The organism is Flavobacterium sp. S87F.05.LMB.W.Kidney.N, from assembly GCF_004366435.1.
GTDB lineage: Bacteria > Bacteroidota > Bacteroidia > Flavobacteriales > Flavobacteriaceae > Flavobacterium.
This window is the reverse complement of the sequence record NZ_SODX01000002.1, coordinates 1-18,444: the sequence shown is the minus strand read 5'-3', so window position 1 is coordinate 18,444 and position 18,444 is coordinate 1. Positions and strand designations below refer to the sequence as shown.

Annotated in this window: 16 protein-coding genes and 1 rRNA gene; 10 read left to right on the top strand and 7 right to left on the bottom strand. The window is 33.0% G+C overall.

Going from position 1 to position 18,444, the window contains the following annotated elements; genetic code table 11:
- The 7 genes from EDB96_RS05880 to scpA all read left to right on the top strand — a co-directional run bounded on the left by EDB96_RS05880 (window position 1) and on the right by scpA (window position 7,654).
- Entirely contained in the window at window positions 1–408 is a 408-nt protein-coding gene (locus EDB96_RS05880) for an energy transducer TonB (protein ID WP_134139688.1), read from the top strand.
- Window positions 409–466: 58 nt separating this feature from the next.
- Window positions 467–1,594: a methionine aminotransferase gene (locus EDB96_RS05875; protein ID WP_134139686.1), complete on the top strand. Its 1,128-nt coding sequence runs from the start codon at window positions 467–469 to the stop codon at window positions 1,592–1,594.
- 76 nt (window positions 1,595–1,670) lie between these two features.
- Complete coding sequence (locus EDB96_RS05870; protein ID WP_166669273.1) at window positions 1,671–2,552, top strand: SDR family oxidoreductase; 882 nt, start codon at window positions 1,671–1,673, stop codon at window positions 2,550–2,552.
- Between the two features lie 265 nt (window positions 2,553–2,817).
- Window positions 2,818–3,426: a uridine kinase gene (gene udk / locus EDB96_RS05865; RefSeq protein ID WP_057116957.1), complete on the top strand. Its 609-nt coding sequence runs from the start codon at window positions 2,818–2,820 to the stop codon at window positions 3,424–3,426.
- Between the two features lie 156 nt (window positions 3,427–3,582).
- A complete protein-coding gene (locus EDB96_RS05860; protein WP_057116958.1) occupies window positions 3,583–3,915 on the top strand; it encodes an FtsB family cell division protein in 333 nt (110 codons plus the stop codon).
- A gap of 14 nt (window positions 3,916–3,929) precedes the next feature.
- Window positions 3,930–5,294 (top strand): methylmalonyl-CoA mutase subunit beta, encoded by a 1,365-nt coding sequence (locus tag EDB96_RS05855; RefSeq protein ID WP_134139684.1) that lies wholly within the window; start codon window positions 3,930–3,932, stop codon window positions 5,292–5,294.
- Window positions 5,295–5,515: 221 nt separating this feature from the next.
- A complete protein-coding gene (gene scpA / locus EDB96_RS05850; protein ID WP_134139682.1) occupies window positions 5,516–7,654 on the top strand; it encodes a methylmalonyl-CoA mutase in 2,139 nt (712 codons plus the stop codon).
- Between the two features lie 159 nt (window positions 7,655–7,813).
- Here scpA and EDB96_RS05845 read toward each other — a convergent pair whose 3' ends face one another.
- The 4 genes from EDB96_RS05845 to dapF all read right to left on the bottom strand — a co-directional run bounded on the left by EDB96_RS05845 (window position 7,814) and on the right by dapF (window position 11,363).
- Entirely contained in the window at window positions 7,814–8,452 is a 639-nt protein-coding gene (locus tag EDB96_RS05845) for a hypothetical protein (protein WP_057116961.1), read from the bottom strand.
- 479 nt (window positions 8,453–8,931) lie between these two features.
- A complete protein-coding gene (gene mltG / locus EDB96_RS05840) occupies window positions 8,932–9,972 on the bottom strand; it encodes an endolytic transglycosylase MltG (protein ID WP_134139680.1) in 1,041 nt (346 codons plus the stop codon).
- Between the two features lie 10 nt (window positions 9,973–9,982).
- On the bottom strand, window positions 9,983–10,516 hold the full coding sequence (locus EDB96_RS05835) for a GNAT family N-acetyltransferase (RefSeq protein ID WP_134139679.1): 534 nt from the start codon (window positions 10,514–10,516) through the stop codon (window positions 9,983–9,985).
- A gap of 64 nt (window positions 10,517–10,580) precedes the next feature.
- Window positions 10,581–11,363, bottom strand: coding sequence for a diaminopimelate epimerase (gene dapF / locus EDB96_RS05830; RefSeq protein WP_057116964.1), 783 nt, complete (start codon window positions 11,361–11,363; stop codon window positions 10,581–10,583).
- 159 nt (window positions 11,364–11,522) lie between these two features.
- On the opposite strand from dapF, the gene EDB96_RS05825 reads away from it, so the two are divergent.
- Together EDB96_RS05825 and EDB96_RS05820 are read left to right on the top strand one after the other, a co-directional pair.
- Window positions 11,523–12,923 carry a Do family serine endopeptidase gene (locus EDB96_RS05825; RefSeq protein WP_057116965.1) on the top strand — a complete coding sequence of 467 codons (1,401 nt, stop codon included), beginning with the start codon at window positions 11,523–11,525 and terminating at the stop codon, window positions 12,921–12,923.
- Window positions 12,924–13,132: 209 nt separating this feature from the next.
- Window positions 13,133–14,581: a glyceraldehyde-3-phosphate dehydrogenase gene (locus EDB96_RS05820; RefSeq protein WP_134139677.1), complete on the top strand. Its 1,449-nt coding sequence runs from the start codon at window positions 13,133–13,135 to the stop codon at window positions 14,579–14,581.
- Between the two features lie 59 nt (window positions 14,582–14,640).
- On the opposite strand, the gene EDB96_RS05815 is transcribed toward EDB96_RS05820, so the two are convergent.
- Window positions 14,641–15,099 carry an Lrp/AsnC family transcriptional regulator gene (locus EDB96_RS05815; RefSeq protein WP_053474073.1) on the bottom strand — a complete coding sequence of 153 codons (459 nt, stop codon included), beginning with the start codon at window positions 15,097–15,099 and terminating at the stop codon, window positions 14,641–14,643.
- 200 nt (window positions 15,100–15,299) lie between these two features.
- Here EDB96_RS05815 and ald point away from each other — a divergent pair, with 200 nt between their 5' ends.
- Entirely contained in the window at window positions 15,300–16,418 is a 1,119-nt protein-coding gene (gene ald / locus EDB96_RS05810) for an alanine dehydrogenase (RefSeq protein ID WP_057116967.1), read from the top strand.
- 131 nt (window positions 16,419–16,549) lie between these two features.
- Here the strand turns inward: ald and pafA are convergent, their stop codons facing one another.
- The gene (gene pafA / locus EDB96_RS05805) at window positions 16,550–18,169 is read right to left on the bottom strand and encodes an alkaline phosphatase PafA (protein ID WP_134139675.1); all 1,620 of its coding nucleotides are present in this window, start codon (window positions 18,167–18,169) and stop codon (window positions 16,550–16,552) included.
- Window positions 18,170–18,352: 183 nt separating this feature from the next.
- A 5S ribosomal RNA gene (gene rrf, locus EDB96_RS05800) occupies window positions 18,353–18,444 on the bottom strand; the annotation flags it as partial.

The window sequence follows — 18,444 nt, the reverse complement described above, 5'->3', positions numbered from 1 at the left end:
ATGAAAAAACTTTTATTTCTGATTTTAATTTGTGCTGCCCAAAGTTCATTCTCTCAAGCAACTAAAACTGTTAGTGTTCTTTCTGACGATGAAAATCATGTTTACAATACCGCAGGAATAGATATTAAACCAGAGTTTCCGGGAGGATTAAATGAATTTTATAAATACATAGCTCAGAATTATAAAATCCCACACGAAAAGCCCATTACCGTAAAAGGAAGAATTGTCGCCACTTTTGTTGTTGAAAAAGACGGTTCGTTAAATGAAATAAAAATTGTAAAAGATCTCGGTTTTAATACAGGAAATGAAACAATTAGGGTTTTAAAGCTATCTCCTAAATGGAATTCAGGAAAATTAGAAGGACAAGACGTTAGGGTTTTATTTGCTATCCCTATAACAATCAATTAAATTTTCAATTGGTCTTCCTTTTTATTAAATAAGTTTTTCTCCTAATCAAACTTCAAGCATGAGCAAACTCCCAAATGTAACCACAAGCATTTTCACAGTAATGTCAAAAATGGCAGCCGAATACAATGCGATAAATCTATCGCAGGGATTTCCAAATTTTCCTGTAGATGAAAGATTAACAGATATAGTTGCAAGATTAGCAAAGGAAAACGTTCACCAATATACTCCAATGGCAGGTTATCCTCCGTTGATGAATAAAATTGCCAAACTAATTCAAGATTCTTATAACAGAACAATTAATCCTGATTTAGAACTTTTGGTTACAGCGGGCGCTACGCAGGGAATTTTTACTTCAATTTTAGCTTTAGTAAAAGAAAATGATGAAGTAATTATTCTCGATCCAAGTTATGATTCTTATGAATCTCCTGTTTTACTTTGCAAAGCAAAACCAGTTCGAGTTGCCTTAAACGATGATTATACGCCGAATTGGGAAACGATAGAAAAAGCTTGTTCTGCAAAAAGCAGGATGATGATTATCAATAACCCGCATAATCCGACCGGAAAAATTTTAACTGAAAATGATTTTGTTCAGCTAAAAAACCTTCTCGAAAAATATCCAGATATTATCGTTTTATCTGATGAAGTTTACGAATATATTACTTTCGAAGAAAAACATATTTCTGCTCACACCAAAAATTTCCTTTTACAACGTTGTGTAATGGTTTCCTCTTTCGGAAAATCATTTCATATAACAGGCTGGAAAATTGGTTATACCATTGCTCCAGAACATTTAATGAAAGAAATCAAAAAAGTGCATCAGTTTTTGGTTTTCAGCGTTAATAGTATTTCTCAATTTGCCATCAACGAATATTTAGACGTTGTCGATGTCAATCTTCTTGGAAAATTCTATCAAGAAAAAAGAGATTACTTTCAAAAATTACTTCAAAACAGCCGATTTGAATTAAAGCCCTGCGAAGGAACTTATTTTCAAGTCGCTTCATACGTCAATATTTCAAACGAAGACGATGTGACTTTCTGCAAAAATCTAATCATTAACTATGGCGTTGCAGCAATTCCGATTTCGACTTTTTACTCTGATCATAAAGATCAAAAATTAATTCGGTTTTGTTTCGCCAAAGACGACTTTACACTTGAATCTGCTGCAAAAAAATTATGCGAAATATAAAATTTTTCAAAATTTTATAACATTATTATGCGTGCATCCTATTTTATTTAACTAATATTGCAAAAAAAGAAAAAGTATGAGCTATACAGACAAAATGTTACGTGATGATGCTTTACAAGGCAAAGTCATTGTCGTTACAGGCGGCGGAAGTGGTTTAGGTAAAGCTATGACCAAATATTTTCTCGAATTAGGAGCTCAAGTAGCGATAACTTCTAGAGATCTGGAAAAGTTAAAAACTACAGCTGCCGAACTGGAAAGCCAAACTGGGGGCAAATGTCTTCCTTTGCAATGCGATGTTCGTCATTATGAAGAGGTAGAAAACATGCTTCAAGAAGTTTTAAAGGCTTTTGGAAAAGTGGATGTTCTTTTAAATAATGCAGCAGGAAATTTTATTTCGCCAACAGAAAGGTTGTCTGCTAATGCATTTGATACAGTTATAGATATTGTGTTGAAAGGTTCTAAAAACTGTACACTGGCGTTTGGAAAACACTGGATCGACACGAAACAAACTTCGGCAACGATTTTAAATATAGTAACTACTTATGCTTGGACAGGATCTGCTTACGTTGTACCTAGTGCTACAGCAAAAGCAGGGGTTTTGGCAATGACAAGAAGTCTTGCTGTAGAATGGGCAAAATACGGAATTCGTTCTAATGCAATTGCTCCAGGACCTTTCCCAACAAAAGGAGCTTGGGACAGATTACTGCCTGGAGATTTATCTGAAAAATTTGATATGGCTAAAAAAGTGCCATTGAAAAGAGTTGGTGATCATCAGGAATTAGCCAATTTAGCAGCTTATTTAGTATCTGATTTTTCAGCCTATATCAATGGAGATGTAATCACAATTGATGGAGGCGAGTGGTTGAAAGGCGCAGGCCAATTCAACTTATTAGAAGCAATTCCAGAAGAACTTTGGGATCAGCTTGAAATGATGATTAAAGCAAAAAAGAATAAATAATTACAAGTGCTTACTAAATTCAGAATATTTTTTTAAAACTATACTGATTGCACGAAATCCCGAAGGTTTACTTTCGGGATTTTTTTTAAAATAAAAACAAACATTTTAACCATATAAGTGATATAAGTTCAGTTAAGTACTGTTTTGCTTAAAAAATTTTCCGCTTAAATTTACTTATATTACTTATATGGTTTAAAACAGATAATATGTTTAGCGATTCAGTTAAATTATTATTTTTGCCAAACAAATATCAAACAAAAATTTTATGCTCATTATTGGAATTGCAGGAGGAACAGGAAGTGGAAAAACCACAGTAGTACACCAAATTATGAATGAATTGCCACACACCGAAGTTGGGGTGATTTCTCAAGATTCGTACTATAAGGAAACAACCAATTTGTCTTTTGACGAAAGAGCATTAATTAATTTTGACCACCCGCGCGCTATCGATTTTGAATTGTTAGAAAAACATTTAAAAGCTTTAAAAGCTGGAGAAACAATCGATCAGCCTGTTTATTCTTTTGTACAGCACAATAGAACAGATGACACGGTTTCAACTCATCCTCGAAAAGTGATGATTGTAGAAGGAATTCTTATTTTAACAAATCCAGAATTACGTGAAATGTTCGATATTAAAATCTTCGTTCACGCAGATTCTGATGAAAGATTAATTCGTCGTCTAAAAAGAGATATTTCAGAACGCGGACGTGATATTGACGAAGTTTTAAACCGTTACCAAACGACTTTAAAGCCTATGCACGAGCAATTTATCGAGCCGTCTAAAGCTTTTGCAGACATTATTATCCCTAATGACAAATACAATACAGTAGCAATTGATGTAGTTCGTGCAGTAATTAATCAGCGAATTTCATAATTTTTATCGTAAATTTAAACCATAATAATAAGGAGCTGTTTCCCGCTATTCGTTACAATCTTTTGTGTCTCGCTAAAGAAACGAGACACAAAAGGATTTTCACTGCTATCGGGGCTAAACAACACCAATCATATTCAAAACAATATTCGTTTAAAAATGAAATTAAAAAATCCATATAAAGACAAAAAATGGTTCAAATACCTTGGAAACAAATACGTTTGGGTTTTGCTGTTTTTTATTGTTTGGATGTTATTTTTAGACAATTACTCTTATTTTGATCATCGCTTTTTAGATCAGCAAATAAATGAGCTTCAGGATAATAAAAAATATTATCAGGAAGAAATCAAAAAAGATCAGGAACAGATCAAGCAATTAAAAAATCCAGAACAAATTGAGAAATACGCCCGCGAAAAGTATTTCATGAAAAAAGACAGCGAAGATATCTACATCATACAATTTGAAGGAGACACTATTCCAGAAAAAGAATAATCAAAAAAAATAAAATGGCCACTAACCTATTCGACGATTTTAATCCGATTTCATCCAAACAATGGAAACAAAAAATTCAGTTTGAATTAGATGGAGCCGATTATAATCAAACTGTTATTTGGAATTCTCCAGAAGATATTCAGGTAAAACCTTTTTATCACAGCGATGAATTCACCAAAGCAGTTAATGTAAATACGCAAGCATCAGATTTTAAAATCTGCCAGAATATCTTTGTTTATGATGTCGATAAATCTATCGAACGAGCTCTAAACACATTACAAAGAGGTGCAGAGAGTCTTCGTTTTACTATAGAAAATGACAAAATTGATATTCAAAAATTACTAGAGAATCTTCCTTTAGAAAACAAAATCGTTTACTTTAATTTCAATTTTATCTCAATCGATTTCGTTAAAAAATTAGATACAATTTCAATCCAAAAAAAGGCTTATTTTTATTGCAATTTTGATCCTATTGGACAATTAGCACGCGACGGAAATTGGTTTACAACGTCAGAGAAAAATAATTTTGAAACTTTAGATTTAATATTTAAAAATACAACCAACTTAAATCTCCTAAGCGTAGATCTAGGTTTATATCAAAATTCGGGTGCAAATATTACTCAGCAGATTGTATACAGTCTAGCGCATGCTAACGAATACCTGAATCGTTTTTCTGAATTAACGAAAACAATTGTTTTTCAAATTTCTGTTGGAACCAATTATTTCTTCGAAATTGCAAAACTTCGCGCACTTAGAATGCTTTTCGATTTAATAGCTAAAGAATATAATTCGAAAATAAAATGCCATTTTTTAGTAACGCCTACAAAACGAAACAAAACGATTTACGATTATAATGTTAACATGCTTCGTACAACAACAGAATGCATGTCGGCAATTTTAGGAGGTGCAGATGCAATTGCTAATTTGCCATACGATGCCTTGTATCATAAAGACAATGAATTTGGAGACCGCATCGCCAGAAACCAGCTTTTGATTTTAAAACACGAAAGCTATTTTGACAAAGTAAATAATCCAGCTGATGGAAGTTATTATATCGAAAGTTTAACGGTGCAGCTCGCCGAAAAAGCTTTAACCTTGTTTAAAGATATTGAAGCTAATGGAGGTTTCTTGAAGCTTTTAAATGATGGAACAATCAAAAAGAAAATTCAGGAAAGCGCCAATAAAGAACAGGAATTATTTGATTCTAAAAAGGAAATTCTTTTAGGAACAAATAAATATCCGAACAAAGAAGACAGAATGAAGCATGATTTAGAACTGTTTCCTTTTGTCAAAATCAAACCCAGAAAAACATTAATTACGCCCATAATCGAAAAAAGACTGGCAGAAAAAATGGAGCAGGAAAGATTAGAGCAAGAATAAATGGGATTTTATTTCATTATTTTTTGGATATTATCATTAGTGATGGTAGTAACTTGTCTAATTTTTTTCATAATCGGAATTACATATAAAAACTATAAACAGATTTTGATAGCACTCACAACAATGCTTTTAGCTATATTATTTTACTTCTTACCATATTATTTGATAATGAAAGACGTAATTAAAGCTCTCAAAAGACTTCATTAGTCATACAATACAAAATGAGAAAAGACCTTAAACATATAAAGTTGGAAGTTAAAAGTGAAGAGCTAAGCGAACCAACGCATAACCCAGAAGACTTAGAACAAAACTTCACTACTGCGGAAGGAATTGAGATTAAAAAAACTTATTCTGAAAAGGATATCGAAGATTTAGAATTTCTTGATTTCGGAGCTGGTTTTGCTCCTAATTTACGTGGTCCTTATGCTACCATGTACGTAAGACGCCCGTGGACAATACGTCAATATGCTGGATTTTCTACTGCGGAAGAAAGCAACGCTTTTTACAGAAAGAATTTAGCTGCCGGTCAAAAAGGACTTTCCATAGCATTTGATCTGCCAACACACCGTGGTTACGATTCAGATCATGAACGAGTGGTTGGTGATGTTGGAAAAGCAGGCGTTGCAATAGATTCTGTCGAAGATATGAAAGTGCTTTTCGACCAGATTCCACTTGATGAAATGTCGGTTTCAATGACGATGAATGGAGCCGTTTTACCTATTATGGCTTTTTATATTGTCGCTGCAGAAGAACAAGGGGTTGCTCCAGAAAAATTGGCAGGAACAATTCAAAATGATATTTTGAAAGAGTTTATGGTACGAAACACCTATATCTACCCTCCTGCTCCTTCGATGAAAATAATTGCTGATATTTTTGAATTTACTAGTAAAAAAATGCCAAAATTCAATTCTATCTCTATTTCTGGTTATCACATGCAGGAAGCTGGAGCCACTGCCGATATTGAATTGGCCTATACTTTAGCAGATGGTCTAGAATACATTCGAACAGGATTATCAACAGGAATGACAATTGATGAATTTGCTCCGAGGCTATCTTTCTTTTGGGCAATCGGGATGAATCATTTTATGGAAATTGCCAAAATGAGAGCCGGCCGAATGATCTGGGCAAAATTACTACAGCAGTTTAATCCGAAAAGTGACAAATCTTTGGCTTTAAGAACACACTGTCAAACTAGTGGCTGGAGTTTAACAGAACAAGATCCGTTTAATAATGTTGCCAGAACTTGTATTGAAGCTGCTGCAGCAGTTTTTGGAGGCACACAATCGCTTCATACGAATGCTTTAGATGAGGCAATTGCCCTTCCAACAGATTTCTCCGCAAGAATTGCTCGTAACACGCAAATTTTTCTTCAGGAAGAAACTAAGATTACTAAAACAGTTGATCCGTGGGCCGGAAGTTATTATGTCGAAAGTTTAACCAATAACATCACAGAAAAAACTTGGAAATTAATTGAAGAAGTTGAAGAGTTAGGCGGCATGACTAAGGCAATTGAAGCCGGAATTCCAAAACTTAGAATCGAAGAAGCTGCCGCGAGAAAACAAGCGCGTATCGACAGCGGACAGGATATTATTGTCGGCGTTAACAAATATCGATTGGAAAAAGAAGATCCATTAGATATTTTGGATGTTGATAATCAATTGGTTCGCAAACAGCAGATCGAACGTTTAGAAGAAATAAAAAGAACAAGGAATACAGAAAAAGTAAGTAATTCATTAGAAAAACTAATCCTTTGTGCACAAACAGGACAAGGAAACTTATTAGAAAATGCAATTGAAGCCGCTAGAAACAGAGCAACATTGGGCGAAATTAGTAATGCATTGGAAACTGTTTTTGGTCGTTTTAAAGCACAAATCAAATCTTTTAGCGGTGTGTATAGTGCAGCAATAAAAAATGACGAAAATTTTGAGCGGGCAAAACAACTAGCTGATGTTTTTGCTAAACAAGAAGGTAGACGTCCTAGAATTATGATTGCCAAAATGGGACAAGACGGCCACGACCGAGGTGCAAAAGTAGTCGCAACAGGTTATGCCGATGTTGGTTTTGACGTTGATATTGGTCCGTTATTTCAAACTCCAGCTGAAGCAGCGAAACAAGCTGTAGAAAATGATGTGCATATTTTAGGAGTTTCTTCACTTGCAGCCGGTCATAAAACATTGGTCCCGCAGGTTATCCAAGAATTAAAAAAACATGGCCGTGATGATATTATGGTAATTGTAGGTGGTGTTATTCCGTCTCAAGACTATCAATTTTTATTTGATGCCGGAGCTGCTGCAGTGTTTGGTCCAGGAACTAAAATCAGTGAAGCTGCTATTAAAATCTTGGAAGCCTTGATTGAGTAATATTTTTTAGTCTCAGTCTCAGTCTCAGTCTCGGTTTTCAGTTATTAGGGCTGTGGATGAAAAAAAATCTTAAGATTTTATAGTATTACTTAAGTATGATTGAAGAGATAAAAATAGAAAAAGAGGTTGTTTCAAAATTATGAAACAACCTCTTTTAATTTAGTCGTTAACTGTTGCGTTACTATCTGCTTCTATAAAAGAAAGATCGTAACCTGCAAAATCTCTCATATAACTTTTCAAAGAAGTTCCGAAAGCATCTCTAAAATGTCTGCTTCCTTTGTTTTTGAAAAAATTCTTTACAGAACCTGCACCGCCTAAATGGGCTGCAGCTAAAATTCCAGATTCGGTAATTTCAATACCGCTGATGATTTTGCCTTCATACTTTTCGATTTCATTGCGTAAAATCCATTTGTTTTTGGCCAATAAAGCCATGAAAGCTTTTTCTTGTAGGGCAGGATCTTTTAAAAAGGCTTTATTATCATTAATTCCGATTGCTCTTAAAGCTTTAGAACCAAATTGATATTTACCCATGTAACCAAGAGAATTTACTAATCTGTATTTCCCTTGAGATTCTTTAAAAGCAACTGCTTCTTTAAAACCTATTAGATGATTTCCTGTGTATGGGACGTTGGTGTTTGGATAATCATCCTTTTCTTTAGATGGAAAAATATATTCTGATCCATCTGTTTTTTCAATTGAAAACCAAGGTTTGGTTTCGTGGTTAGAGGGAATAAATCCCAAACTTAAAAATGTAATAATAACGACTAAACTCGCATAAAAATACCATTTCTTTATCATAAATTGTTTTTCTTCAAGACTCTGTCACCCTCTTGAAATTTCTACGGTGCAAAGATAAGGCATTTTAAAAATATGCTATAAATCAACGTTTTAACATTTTTATCAAAAAACTCAAAATTGCTTTCGTCCCAGTTATAATAATGGATTCCAAAAGTTTTATCCAGTGATTTTTTACCTTCAAAAATTGAATTTTAGGCTCAAAAAAAATCAAATTTTATATTAATTTTAAGTAAAAAAGGTTAAAAAGAAAGAAATAGATTACAATTATTTACTCGTTCTTATCCAAATTTTGAAAACTACTTTTTGAATTTTATAAAATTTCCCATTAAAAAATGTTTATTTTTTTATGAAGCTGAACAAAAAAAACTCAAAATAATAATTTGATATTTTTAAGATCGAAATCACTTTTCAACTAAAAATTAGAAACAAAAAAAACCGAAGTAAAATTACTTCGGTTTTGAATAATTTAAAAAAGTAAATTATCTTGTTACGCCCTGACTAGCGATCCAGTCAGAATATTTCTTTGCATTTACATTATGTTCTGCCAATGTTGCCGCAAATTCATGATATCCGAAACGCTCTACACTTGCACAGAAATAAATATAGTCGTTTTTCTCTGGATTTAAAACTGCTTCTAACGCTGTAATATCAGGCATAGCGATTGGTCCTGGAGGAAGTCCTTTATTTACATAAGTATTATACGGAGATCTCATTACCAAATCGTTATAAAAAACTCTTTTAATAACTTGATCAAAATTATTGTCTCTTAATTTCAATGCATAAATAACAGTTGGATCTGCCTGTAATGGCATTTCTAAACGAAGACGATTTAAATAAACACCAGCTATACGCGGTCTTTCATCCTTTTTAACTGATTCTTTATGAACAATTGATGCCAAAATAGTAGCTTGAACAGGAGTTAAACCTTGCGCTTTTGCTTTAGCAATTCTATCAGCTGTCCAGAAATTATTATACTCCTTAATCATTTTATCACGAAACTTCTCTGCCGAAGTATTCCAATAGATTTCATATGTGTTTGGAATAAACATAGCAAAAACATTATCTTCATTAAAACCATTTGCTGCTAAGAAAGCAGAATCTTTTATAGCTTTCATTAATGATAAACTATCTGCTTCTATTTCTGAACCAATTCTTCCGGCAAAATTCTCTAGACGTTCTTGATTATTAAAAACCAATTTCACTGGAATATTAGAACGCATTGCTCGTACTAGATCAATATTGTTCATGTCTTTCTTTAAAAGAAAACGTCCAGATTTTACATTTTCCGGATAATCTCTCTTTTCGGCAACCATTTCAAAATTGTCGAAATTTTTGATGTAAGGCGATAATATCTTTTTTACATCGGCATAAGTTGCATCTGTAGGCACATACACGTACAATTCTTTTTCTTCAAACTTAGTATTAGAACTAAAAATTTTACTGATTAAAATAAAACCATAAATCATTAAGACTGAAATTACGGCTACGGCACTTATTGTGATAATTTTTTTTAGAGTCAAAGCTTAAAATTTAAATTTGTTTATTAATTAATTGAAAAATTGCTTCATCTTGATAGTGGTTATGATACAAGATCCAATCTTTCTTTATTCCGATTTTCTTAAAACCAAATTTAGTAAAAAGTGCAAGACTAGCTACATTTTGTACACCAATATTTGCATACAATTGATGGAGGTTTAAATTATAAAAAGAATATTTTATTAAAAGTTCTAGAGCCTCAGAACCAATATTTATTCCTTGATTTTCTTCTTTCTGAATCACAATCCCAATTCCTGCCCTATTATTTCTAGGATCAAAATCAAATAAATCAATTAATCCAACAGCAGGAAAATCTTCATCCTGACAGATTGCCAAACGAAGTTGTTTTGCTTCATAAATATCTTGATGGGCATTTTCTAAATATTGTTTAATCAAAAAACGGCTGTAAGGAGTTTGCGTATTGCTAACTTCCCAGATATTCTCATCATTTTCTATCGAATAAATGAACTCTAAATCTTGAGGCTCAAGTGCACGCAGATAAATAGAATCTCCTTTTAATGTTATCATTTACAATTTTAGATTTTAGAATGTCGATTGGAATTTGGGATTTAAAAAATTGGTATTTATTATATTAAATCTCGATTGTTCCTTTAAAAACAAATTTTGCAGGTCCGGTTAAGAAAACATTTGTGTAACCATCATTTTCTTTATCAAAAGAAACCACAAGTTTTCCACCTTCAACATTTAAATTAATTGAGGTTTTATCTGTTTCGCCAATTGCATTCATCGCTATTGCAACTGCAGTTGCTCCCGTACCACATGCCAATGTTTCGTCTTCAACACCTCTTTCATACGTTCTCAAAGAAAAAGTATCATTATCAACTTTTTTTACAAAATTGATGTTGCTGCCTTTTTCTCCATATAATTCTCCATAACGAATTGCTGCGCCATTTTCTTTTACATTATAGTGTTCCAAATCATCTACAATTTGAACATGATGTGGCGATCCAGTATTTAAGAACGTATAAGAATCTTTTTTCTGTATTTCGTTGACGTCAATCATCTGCAAGGAAACAATAGAATCATCATTAACAGAAGCATGGTGTAATCCGTCAGTGGCAATAAAAGTTGTTTTGTCATCAATTACTCCCAACTGATTGGCAAAAGCAACAAGACAACGCCCACCATTGCCGCACATGGAGCTTTGATTTCCATCGGAGTTATAATAAACCATTCTAAAATCGGTTTCAGAGTCATTTTCAAGCAGAATTAATCCATCAGCTCCAATCCCGAAACGTCTGTCGCACAAGCGTTCAATAAGTTTAACATCTTCTTTTGGAAAGAAATTTGAACGATTATCAATCATTACAAAATCGTTCCCGGTTCCTTGATATTTATAAAATTCTATTTGCATTTTTTAGTCATTAGAAATACAAAAGTACAAACTATTAATTAATGAAATGTTAATCATTGTTAAAGAGAGTTAAACCGTTTTTACAAATAATTTTTTGAAGTAATTTTACGTTAAATAACATGAACATAAATTCTAATAACTTTAATTACAAATTCTAATATGAAAAGATTTTCAGCCTTATTTTTAGTGTCATTATTAAGTGGTGCTATTACTCTTGGTGCTTACAAGTTATTATTTGAAAGCAACAATTCTTTTTTTGGAAAAGGAAATTCTGTTGTTACTCTTGCCCCCAATTCATTTGGAAAAAATGTTGGTTTAGCAGCTGAAACAGTAGATTTTACCGAAGCCGCAGACAAAACTATCCATACCGTTGTTCACGTAAAAAATGTTTCTAGAAGAACCGTTAGTAATCCGATGCTTGAATTTTTCTATGGTTACGGAGGACAGCAGCAACAAGAACAAGTTGGTACTGGTTCTGGTGTAATTATTTCCGAAGATGGATACATTGTAACCAACAATCACGTTATTAAAGATGCTACGGAAATCGAAATTACTTTAAACAATAAAAAATCATATAAAGCGAAGTTAATCGGTACAGATTCAAAAATGGATATAGCACTTTTGAAAATCAATGCCGATGAAAAGCTTCCTTACACCGCTTTCGCAAATTCAGACAGCGTAAAAGTTGGAGAATGGGTATTGGCAGTTGGAAATCCGTATAACTTAACTTCTACAGTAACTGCTGGTATTGTTTCGGCGAAAGCCAGAAATTTAGATCAAAGCGGCATTCAATCATTTATCCAGACAGATGCGGCAGTTAATCCAGGAAATAGCGGTGGAGCGTTAGTTAATGCGAGAGGCGAACTAATTGGAATTAATACCATGATTTCCTCAATGACTGGTTCTTATGTAGGATATTCTTTTGCTGTACCTTCTAATATCGCTCGAAAAATAATCGAGGATATTATGGAATATGGAAATGTGCAAAGAGGAATTTTAGGAGTTGAAGGTGGTGAACTAAATAGTACCGCATCTAAAGAATTAGGTATTACAGAAACTCAAGGATTCTACATTAATAGAGTAACCAAAAATTCTGGCGCAGAAAAAGCAGGCTTAGGCAAAGGCGATATTATTGTAAAGCTAGATGATCAAAATATTTCTACATATGCAGATTTATCAGGTTACATTAATACCAAACGCCCAAATGATGTAGTAAAAGTAACGTATATTAAAGATGGAAAAACTAAAACTGTTCCAGTAACTTTAAGTAAAAATGAATTTTACAGCGCCGAGTTTAAAGGAATTGAATTAGAAAATATCGATGCTGCAGACAAGAAAAAATTCAGAATTGATTATGGTGTTAAGATTAAAAATATTACAAATGAGAATTTAATGCAGTATCAAAATGAACTACAAGGTAATATCATTTTAAGTATTGATAATGTTAAAGCAACAAATGTTGAAACAGTTTCGAAACTCTTAAGTAAAAAAGACGAAGGCCAAAGTGTTCGAATTGAAATGATCAACAGAAACGGAGAAATTTTTAGAATTATAATTTAAGTCACAGTACTCAGTCCCAGTTTACAGTTTTTACAACTGAACACTGTGACTGAGACTGAAAACTAAAAAAGCCATCTTAGTAAATTTAAGATGGCTTTTTTATTTTTTAAAATAAATGCTAAAATAGTTTACGAAATCGATTGAAATAGATACTTTTGCGCCAAATTATAAAATAAGTGAGCGTTTTATTATTTCAATTTTAATCTATTATGAACAACAAATCTTTGTACCAAAAAGAGGTATCATTACAGGTCGACCGAAGAAGAGCTGGAGTCGAATTAATTAAAATCATAAGTGATTTATGGTATGACAAATCGGTAGAAATGGTTTTATTTAAAAACCAACTGCTAGACAAAAATGTGAGCGATATTATTAACCTTCATCAATATGCGGGTGAATTTGTTGGAAAACCAATCACCATATTTGATTCTGTAGAAATTGCAAAAGTCGTTTTATCTTTAGACCTGCCACCGGCAAAAATAGATCTTGGAAAACTAACCTACGAATATCGCTTAGAGGACGAAAAATATCCAGATGCAAGGTATTTTGTGATGGATAAATTGAAGAAAGCCAAATCATCAAAAGAAATTCAACCGAAAGATGTGGTTTTATATGGCTTCGGAAGAATCGGACGCTTATTAGCAAGAGAATTGATGTCTAAAACTGGGAAAGGAAATCAGCTGCGTCTGCGAGCAATTGTAACCCGTGATAAAAATGATGCCACAAGTTTAGAGAAACGTGCTTCTTTACTGCGTTATGATTCTATCCATGGCGATTTTCACGGATCTGTAATTGCCGATCCAAAAAATAACTCTCTAATTATCAACGGAACTACAGTTCATATCATAACAGCAAATTCTCCTGAAGAAATTGATTATACGCAATATGAAATTAATGATGCTTTACTAATTGACAATACTGGAGCCTTTACTACTGAAGAAACTTTAAAAAGACATTTAAAATCAAATGGGGTTGAAAAAGTTTTACTAACGGCACCAGGAAAAGGAGTTCCAAATATTGTTTACGGAGTAAATCAAAATGAATACAATCCTGATGAAGTGGATATTTTTTCTGCAGCATCTTGTACAACTAACGCCATTACTCCAGTTTTGAAAGTCATTGAAGATAATTTGGGAGTTACTAAAGGCCATTTAGAAACCATTCATGCTTATACAAATGATCAGAATCTAGTTGATAATATGCACAAAAAATACCGTCGCGGAAGAGCTGCTGCGTTAAATATGGTAATTACTGAAACTGGTGCTGGAAGTGCCGTTGCAAAAGCTTTGCCATCTTTAGAAGGAAAATTAACTTCAAATGCGATTAGAGTTCCTGTTCCAAATGGATCTTTGGTTGTTTTAAATTTAGAAGTTAAAAAAGCGACATCAATTGCTGGCATTAACAAAATCATGAAGAAATATGCGCTAGAGGGAGAATTGGTAGAGCAAATTAAATATTCTTTAAATAATGAACTAGTTTCATCTGACATTGTTGGAACTTCTGCCCCTTCCATATATGACAGCAATGCGACAATTGTATCTAAGGATGGAAAAAACATCGTTTTGTATATCTGGTATGATAACGAATATGGATATAGTCATCAAGTGATTCGTTTAGCAAAATATATTGCCAAAGTAAGACGTTATACGTATTATTAATTCAACCAAACTAACTATTTTTTAAAGCCATCAAGATTTCTTGGTGGTTTTTTCTTTAATCAAATTGGCAAAACTGTTGTACTTTTTACTTCAGAAATTACAAAAACAGTATTAATCAAAGAAACTTCAGGCAAAACAGATAATTTTTTTTGATGGAAATGGTGATAACTTTCCATATCTGGAATAATGATTTTAAGCATATAGTCGAAATTTCCAGAAACATAATTACACTCCACAACTTCGGGTAAATTTAAAATCGATTGATTAAACCCTTCAGATGTATCATAAGTCTGTTTAGTAAGTGTGACCTGGCAGTAAACCGTCAAGTTGTTTCCCAACTTTTTCTTGTCTAAAATAGTAACATATTTTTCTATAATACCATCTTTCTCAAGACGTTTCACTCTATCATGAACAGGAGTTAGCGACAAGTTTATTTTGTTTGCAATGTCTTTTAAAGTGTAATGTGCATCTTCTTGAAGAAGACGTAAGATTTTTTTGTCAATTTCATCTAAAGCCATAGCGAAAACGTTTTATTAGATTAATAGTTTTTAGTCTTTTTTTCTTTTTCAAGAATAAAATTGATCCTAAAACAGAATATTTTTCTGTAAAAGTAAAAAATAAAATAATATTTTCTTATTTAACAATCATTAAACCATAATTTCTTCTCTCTCTGTAGATTTGTAAAACAATTTCAATAAAAACAAAAAAATATAACAAAATGATAATAGGTGTTCCAAAAGAAATAAAAAACAACGAAAACAGAGTTGCTTTAACTCCTGCTGGTGTATCAGAAATGAAAAAACACGGGCATACAGTTTATGTTCAAGCTACTGCTGGTTTAGGAAGTGGTTTTAGTGATGATGAATATGCTCAAGCTGGTGCTGTAGTTTTGCCAACTATTGAAGAAGTTTATGCAATTGCAGAAATGATTATCAAAGTTAAGGAACCAATTGCTTCTGAGTATCCTTTGATTAAAAAAGATCAATTACTTTTCACTTACTTTCACTTTGCTTCATCAGAAGAACTAACTCATGCTATGCTTGAGAAAGGAGCTGTTTGTTTAGCCTACGAAACTGTAGAAAAAACAGATCGCAGCTTACCTCTTTTAGTACCAATGTCAGAAGTTGCAGGTCGTATGGCAATTCAACAAGGAGCTAAATATCTTGAAAAACCATTAAAAGGAAGAGGAATTCTTTTAGGTGGTGTTCCAGGTGTACCTCCTGCAAAAGTTTTAGTTTTAGGCGGAGGAATTGTTGGAACTCAAGCTGCAAAAATGGCTGCAGGTTTAGGTGCTCAAGTTACTATCATGGATCTAAGTTTACCTCGTTTGCGTCAATTAGATGATATTATGCCTGCGAATGTAAATACAGAAATGTCTAACCATTATAATATCACTAGAGCAATTAAAGATGCTGACTTAGTTGTTGGAGCGGTTTTAATTCCAGGAGCAAAAGCACCTCACTTAATTACTCGTGATATGCTAAAATTAATGCGTCCAGGAGCCGTTGTTGTTGACGTAGCGGTTGATCAAGGTGGATGTATTGAAACTTGTACTCCTACAACACACGAAAATCCAACTTTTATTATAGATGATATTGTTCACTATTGTGTAGCTAATATGCCAGGTGCTGTACCTTACACATCAACTTTAGCTTTAACTAATGCAACTTTACCATATGCCGTACAACTAGCAAACAAAGGATGGGAGAAAGCTTGTAACGAAAATGAAGAATTGAAAAAAGGTTTAAATGTAGCTAATGGAAAAATCCTTTACAAAGGAGTTGCTGAAGCTTGGAACCTTCCTTTTAACGAAGAGATAGTATTAGCAAACGCATAGTGCTAATACTTAATAAGTGCTTACTAAGTCACTATTATAAAGGCTTTTCTTAATTGAAAAGCCTTTTTTTATGCATAAAAAAACCTGTCTTCATAAAAGACAGGTTTTCTATTTCTAATAATATTAAGATGTTATTTCTTTTCATCTAAAACTTCCTGCAATACTTTTGCTTCAGTTCCATTAGGAAAAGTAACTTTAATTTTTTGAGCAATTGTCGGAGCTATTTCAGTAATTGCTTTTTTATCATAAGATTCCCCTTTTTTGATATGCCACCCGTAAAAAATAGCCGGGACATGAGTATCATAACTGTAGATCGTTCCATGAGATGTACCTGTCGTGCTATATTCAATATCTCCTGGTTTATCAACTATAACTAAATCACCATTTTGCGTAACATCGTATCCTTTAGCCACAAAATTAAGAGCGTAATCGTTTCCGCCATTAGCTAGAATTTCTTCTTCTGTATAAACCTTTTTAACTTGTGGTTGAGAAATCAAGAAATCTTTAAAAGCTTTTTTAACTTTCGATAATTCTAGACCTTTATCTTTAATTATCTTCTTATTCAAGAAAACATTAAAATTCGAATAATTTAAAACCAGATCTACTCCAAAAGTTTTTACTGAGAAATCTTGCATGCTTTTCTTAACTTCTTTTGACGGATAGTTATCTACATTGTATTTACGGTCTTTTAAGTAAATTACATTCTCTGCTCCTGCGTGATCCGCAGTTAGGAACAACAAATAATTACCTTTACCAACAGTTTTATCCAAATAGGTTAAGAAATCAGCAATAGTTTGATCTAGCCTCAAGTAAGTATCCTGAAGTTCTATAGATCTTGGCCCAAGTAAATGACCTACGTAATCAGTTGAAGAAAAACTCACAGTTAGGAAGTCTGTAATATTATCTTTTCCTAATTCTTCTTTTTCAATTGCTCTTTTAGCAAAATCTGCCAAAAGATCGTTTCCATAAGGAGTAGCACGAATAATTCCAGCATCATTTTTCTCATACATAGTTTTCAAATCGTATGGAAAAACTGGAGCAACACTTCCGTACAATTTCCCCTCATAAGGATTATTATCTGGGAGACTTTCATTATAAACTGAAGCTGGTTTATACAAATCCCAGCCTTTATCAATATATTTTAAGTAGTTTTTTTCATTATTGAATTCAGACACCCATTCTGGTAATTTTTCTCCATAAAAACTGCTAGAAATAAACGAACCGGTTTTACTGTACCAAAAAGCCCAATTTGCAAAATGACCAGCTGGTAAAATTGCTCCACGATCTTTAAGACTCATTCCAATAACTTTTCCAGCAAAATTAGTTGACATTCGAACTTCGTCAGTTATTGTAGTACTTTGAAGATTTTTAGGAGACATTGCACCTTCTTCAGCAGTTCCGTCTCCCACAGTTTTCACATCTGCGTCATCTGTGCAGTACATCTCTTTTCCAAGAGTTCTGCTAAACCATTCGTTGCCTACGATTCCGTGTGTAGCAGGAGTTGTACCAGTGTATATAGAAGCATGTCCCGGCGCAGTATAGGTTGGCATATAATTATAATGCATATTCTGAAAAACATATCCATTATTCATTAACTTTTTAAAACCATTCGGGGAAAAATCATCTGAAAAACGATATAAATATTCCATTTTCATTTGATCAACTACTATACCTACAACTAACTTAGGACGTTGTTGTGCACTTAGATTTGTAATTATAAAAAGTGCCAACAGTAAAATACTTTTTCTCATGTTTAAATAATAATTTGAGCACAAAAATACTCATTCAAATTTAAAACTTCTAAAGTATGAATATAGAAGAACAAACAATTGACTATAATTTAACAGTTTGAGCTTTTTAGTAAAAACTAAAATATACAAAACCAATAAAAACGAAAAAACCCTGTTTCGATTAGAAACAGGGTTTTTGAAAAAAAAAGGCGGCGACATACTCTCCCACAATACTGCAGTACCATCTGCGCAGGCGGGCTTAACTACTCTGTTCGGGATGGGAAGAGGTGAGCCCC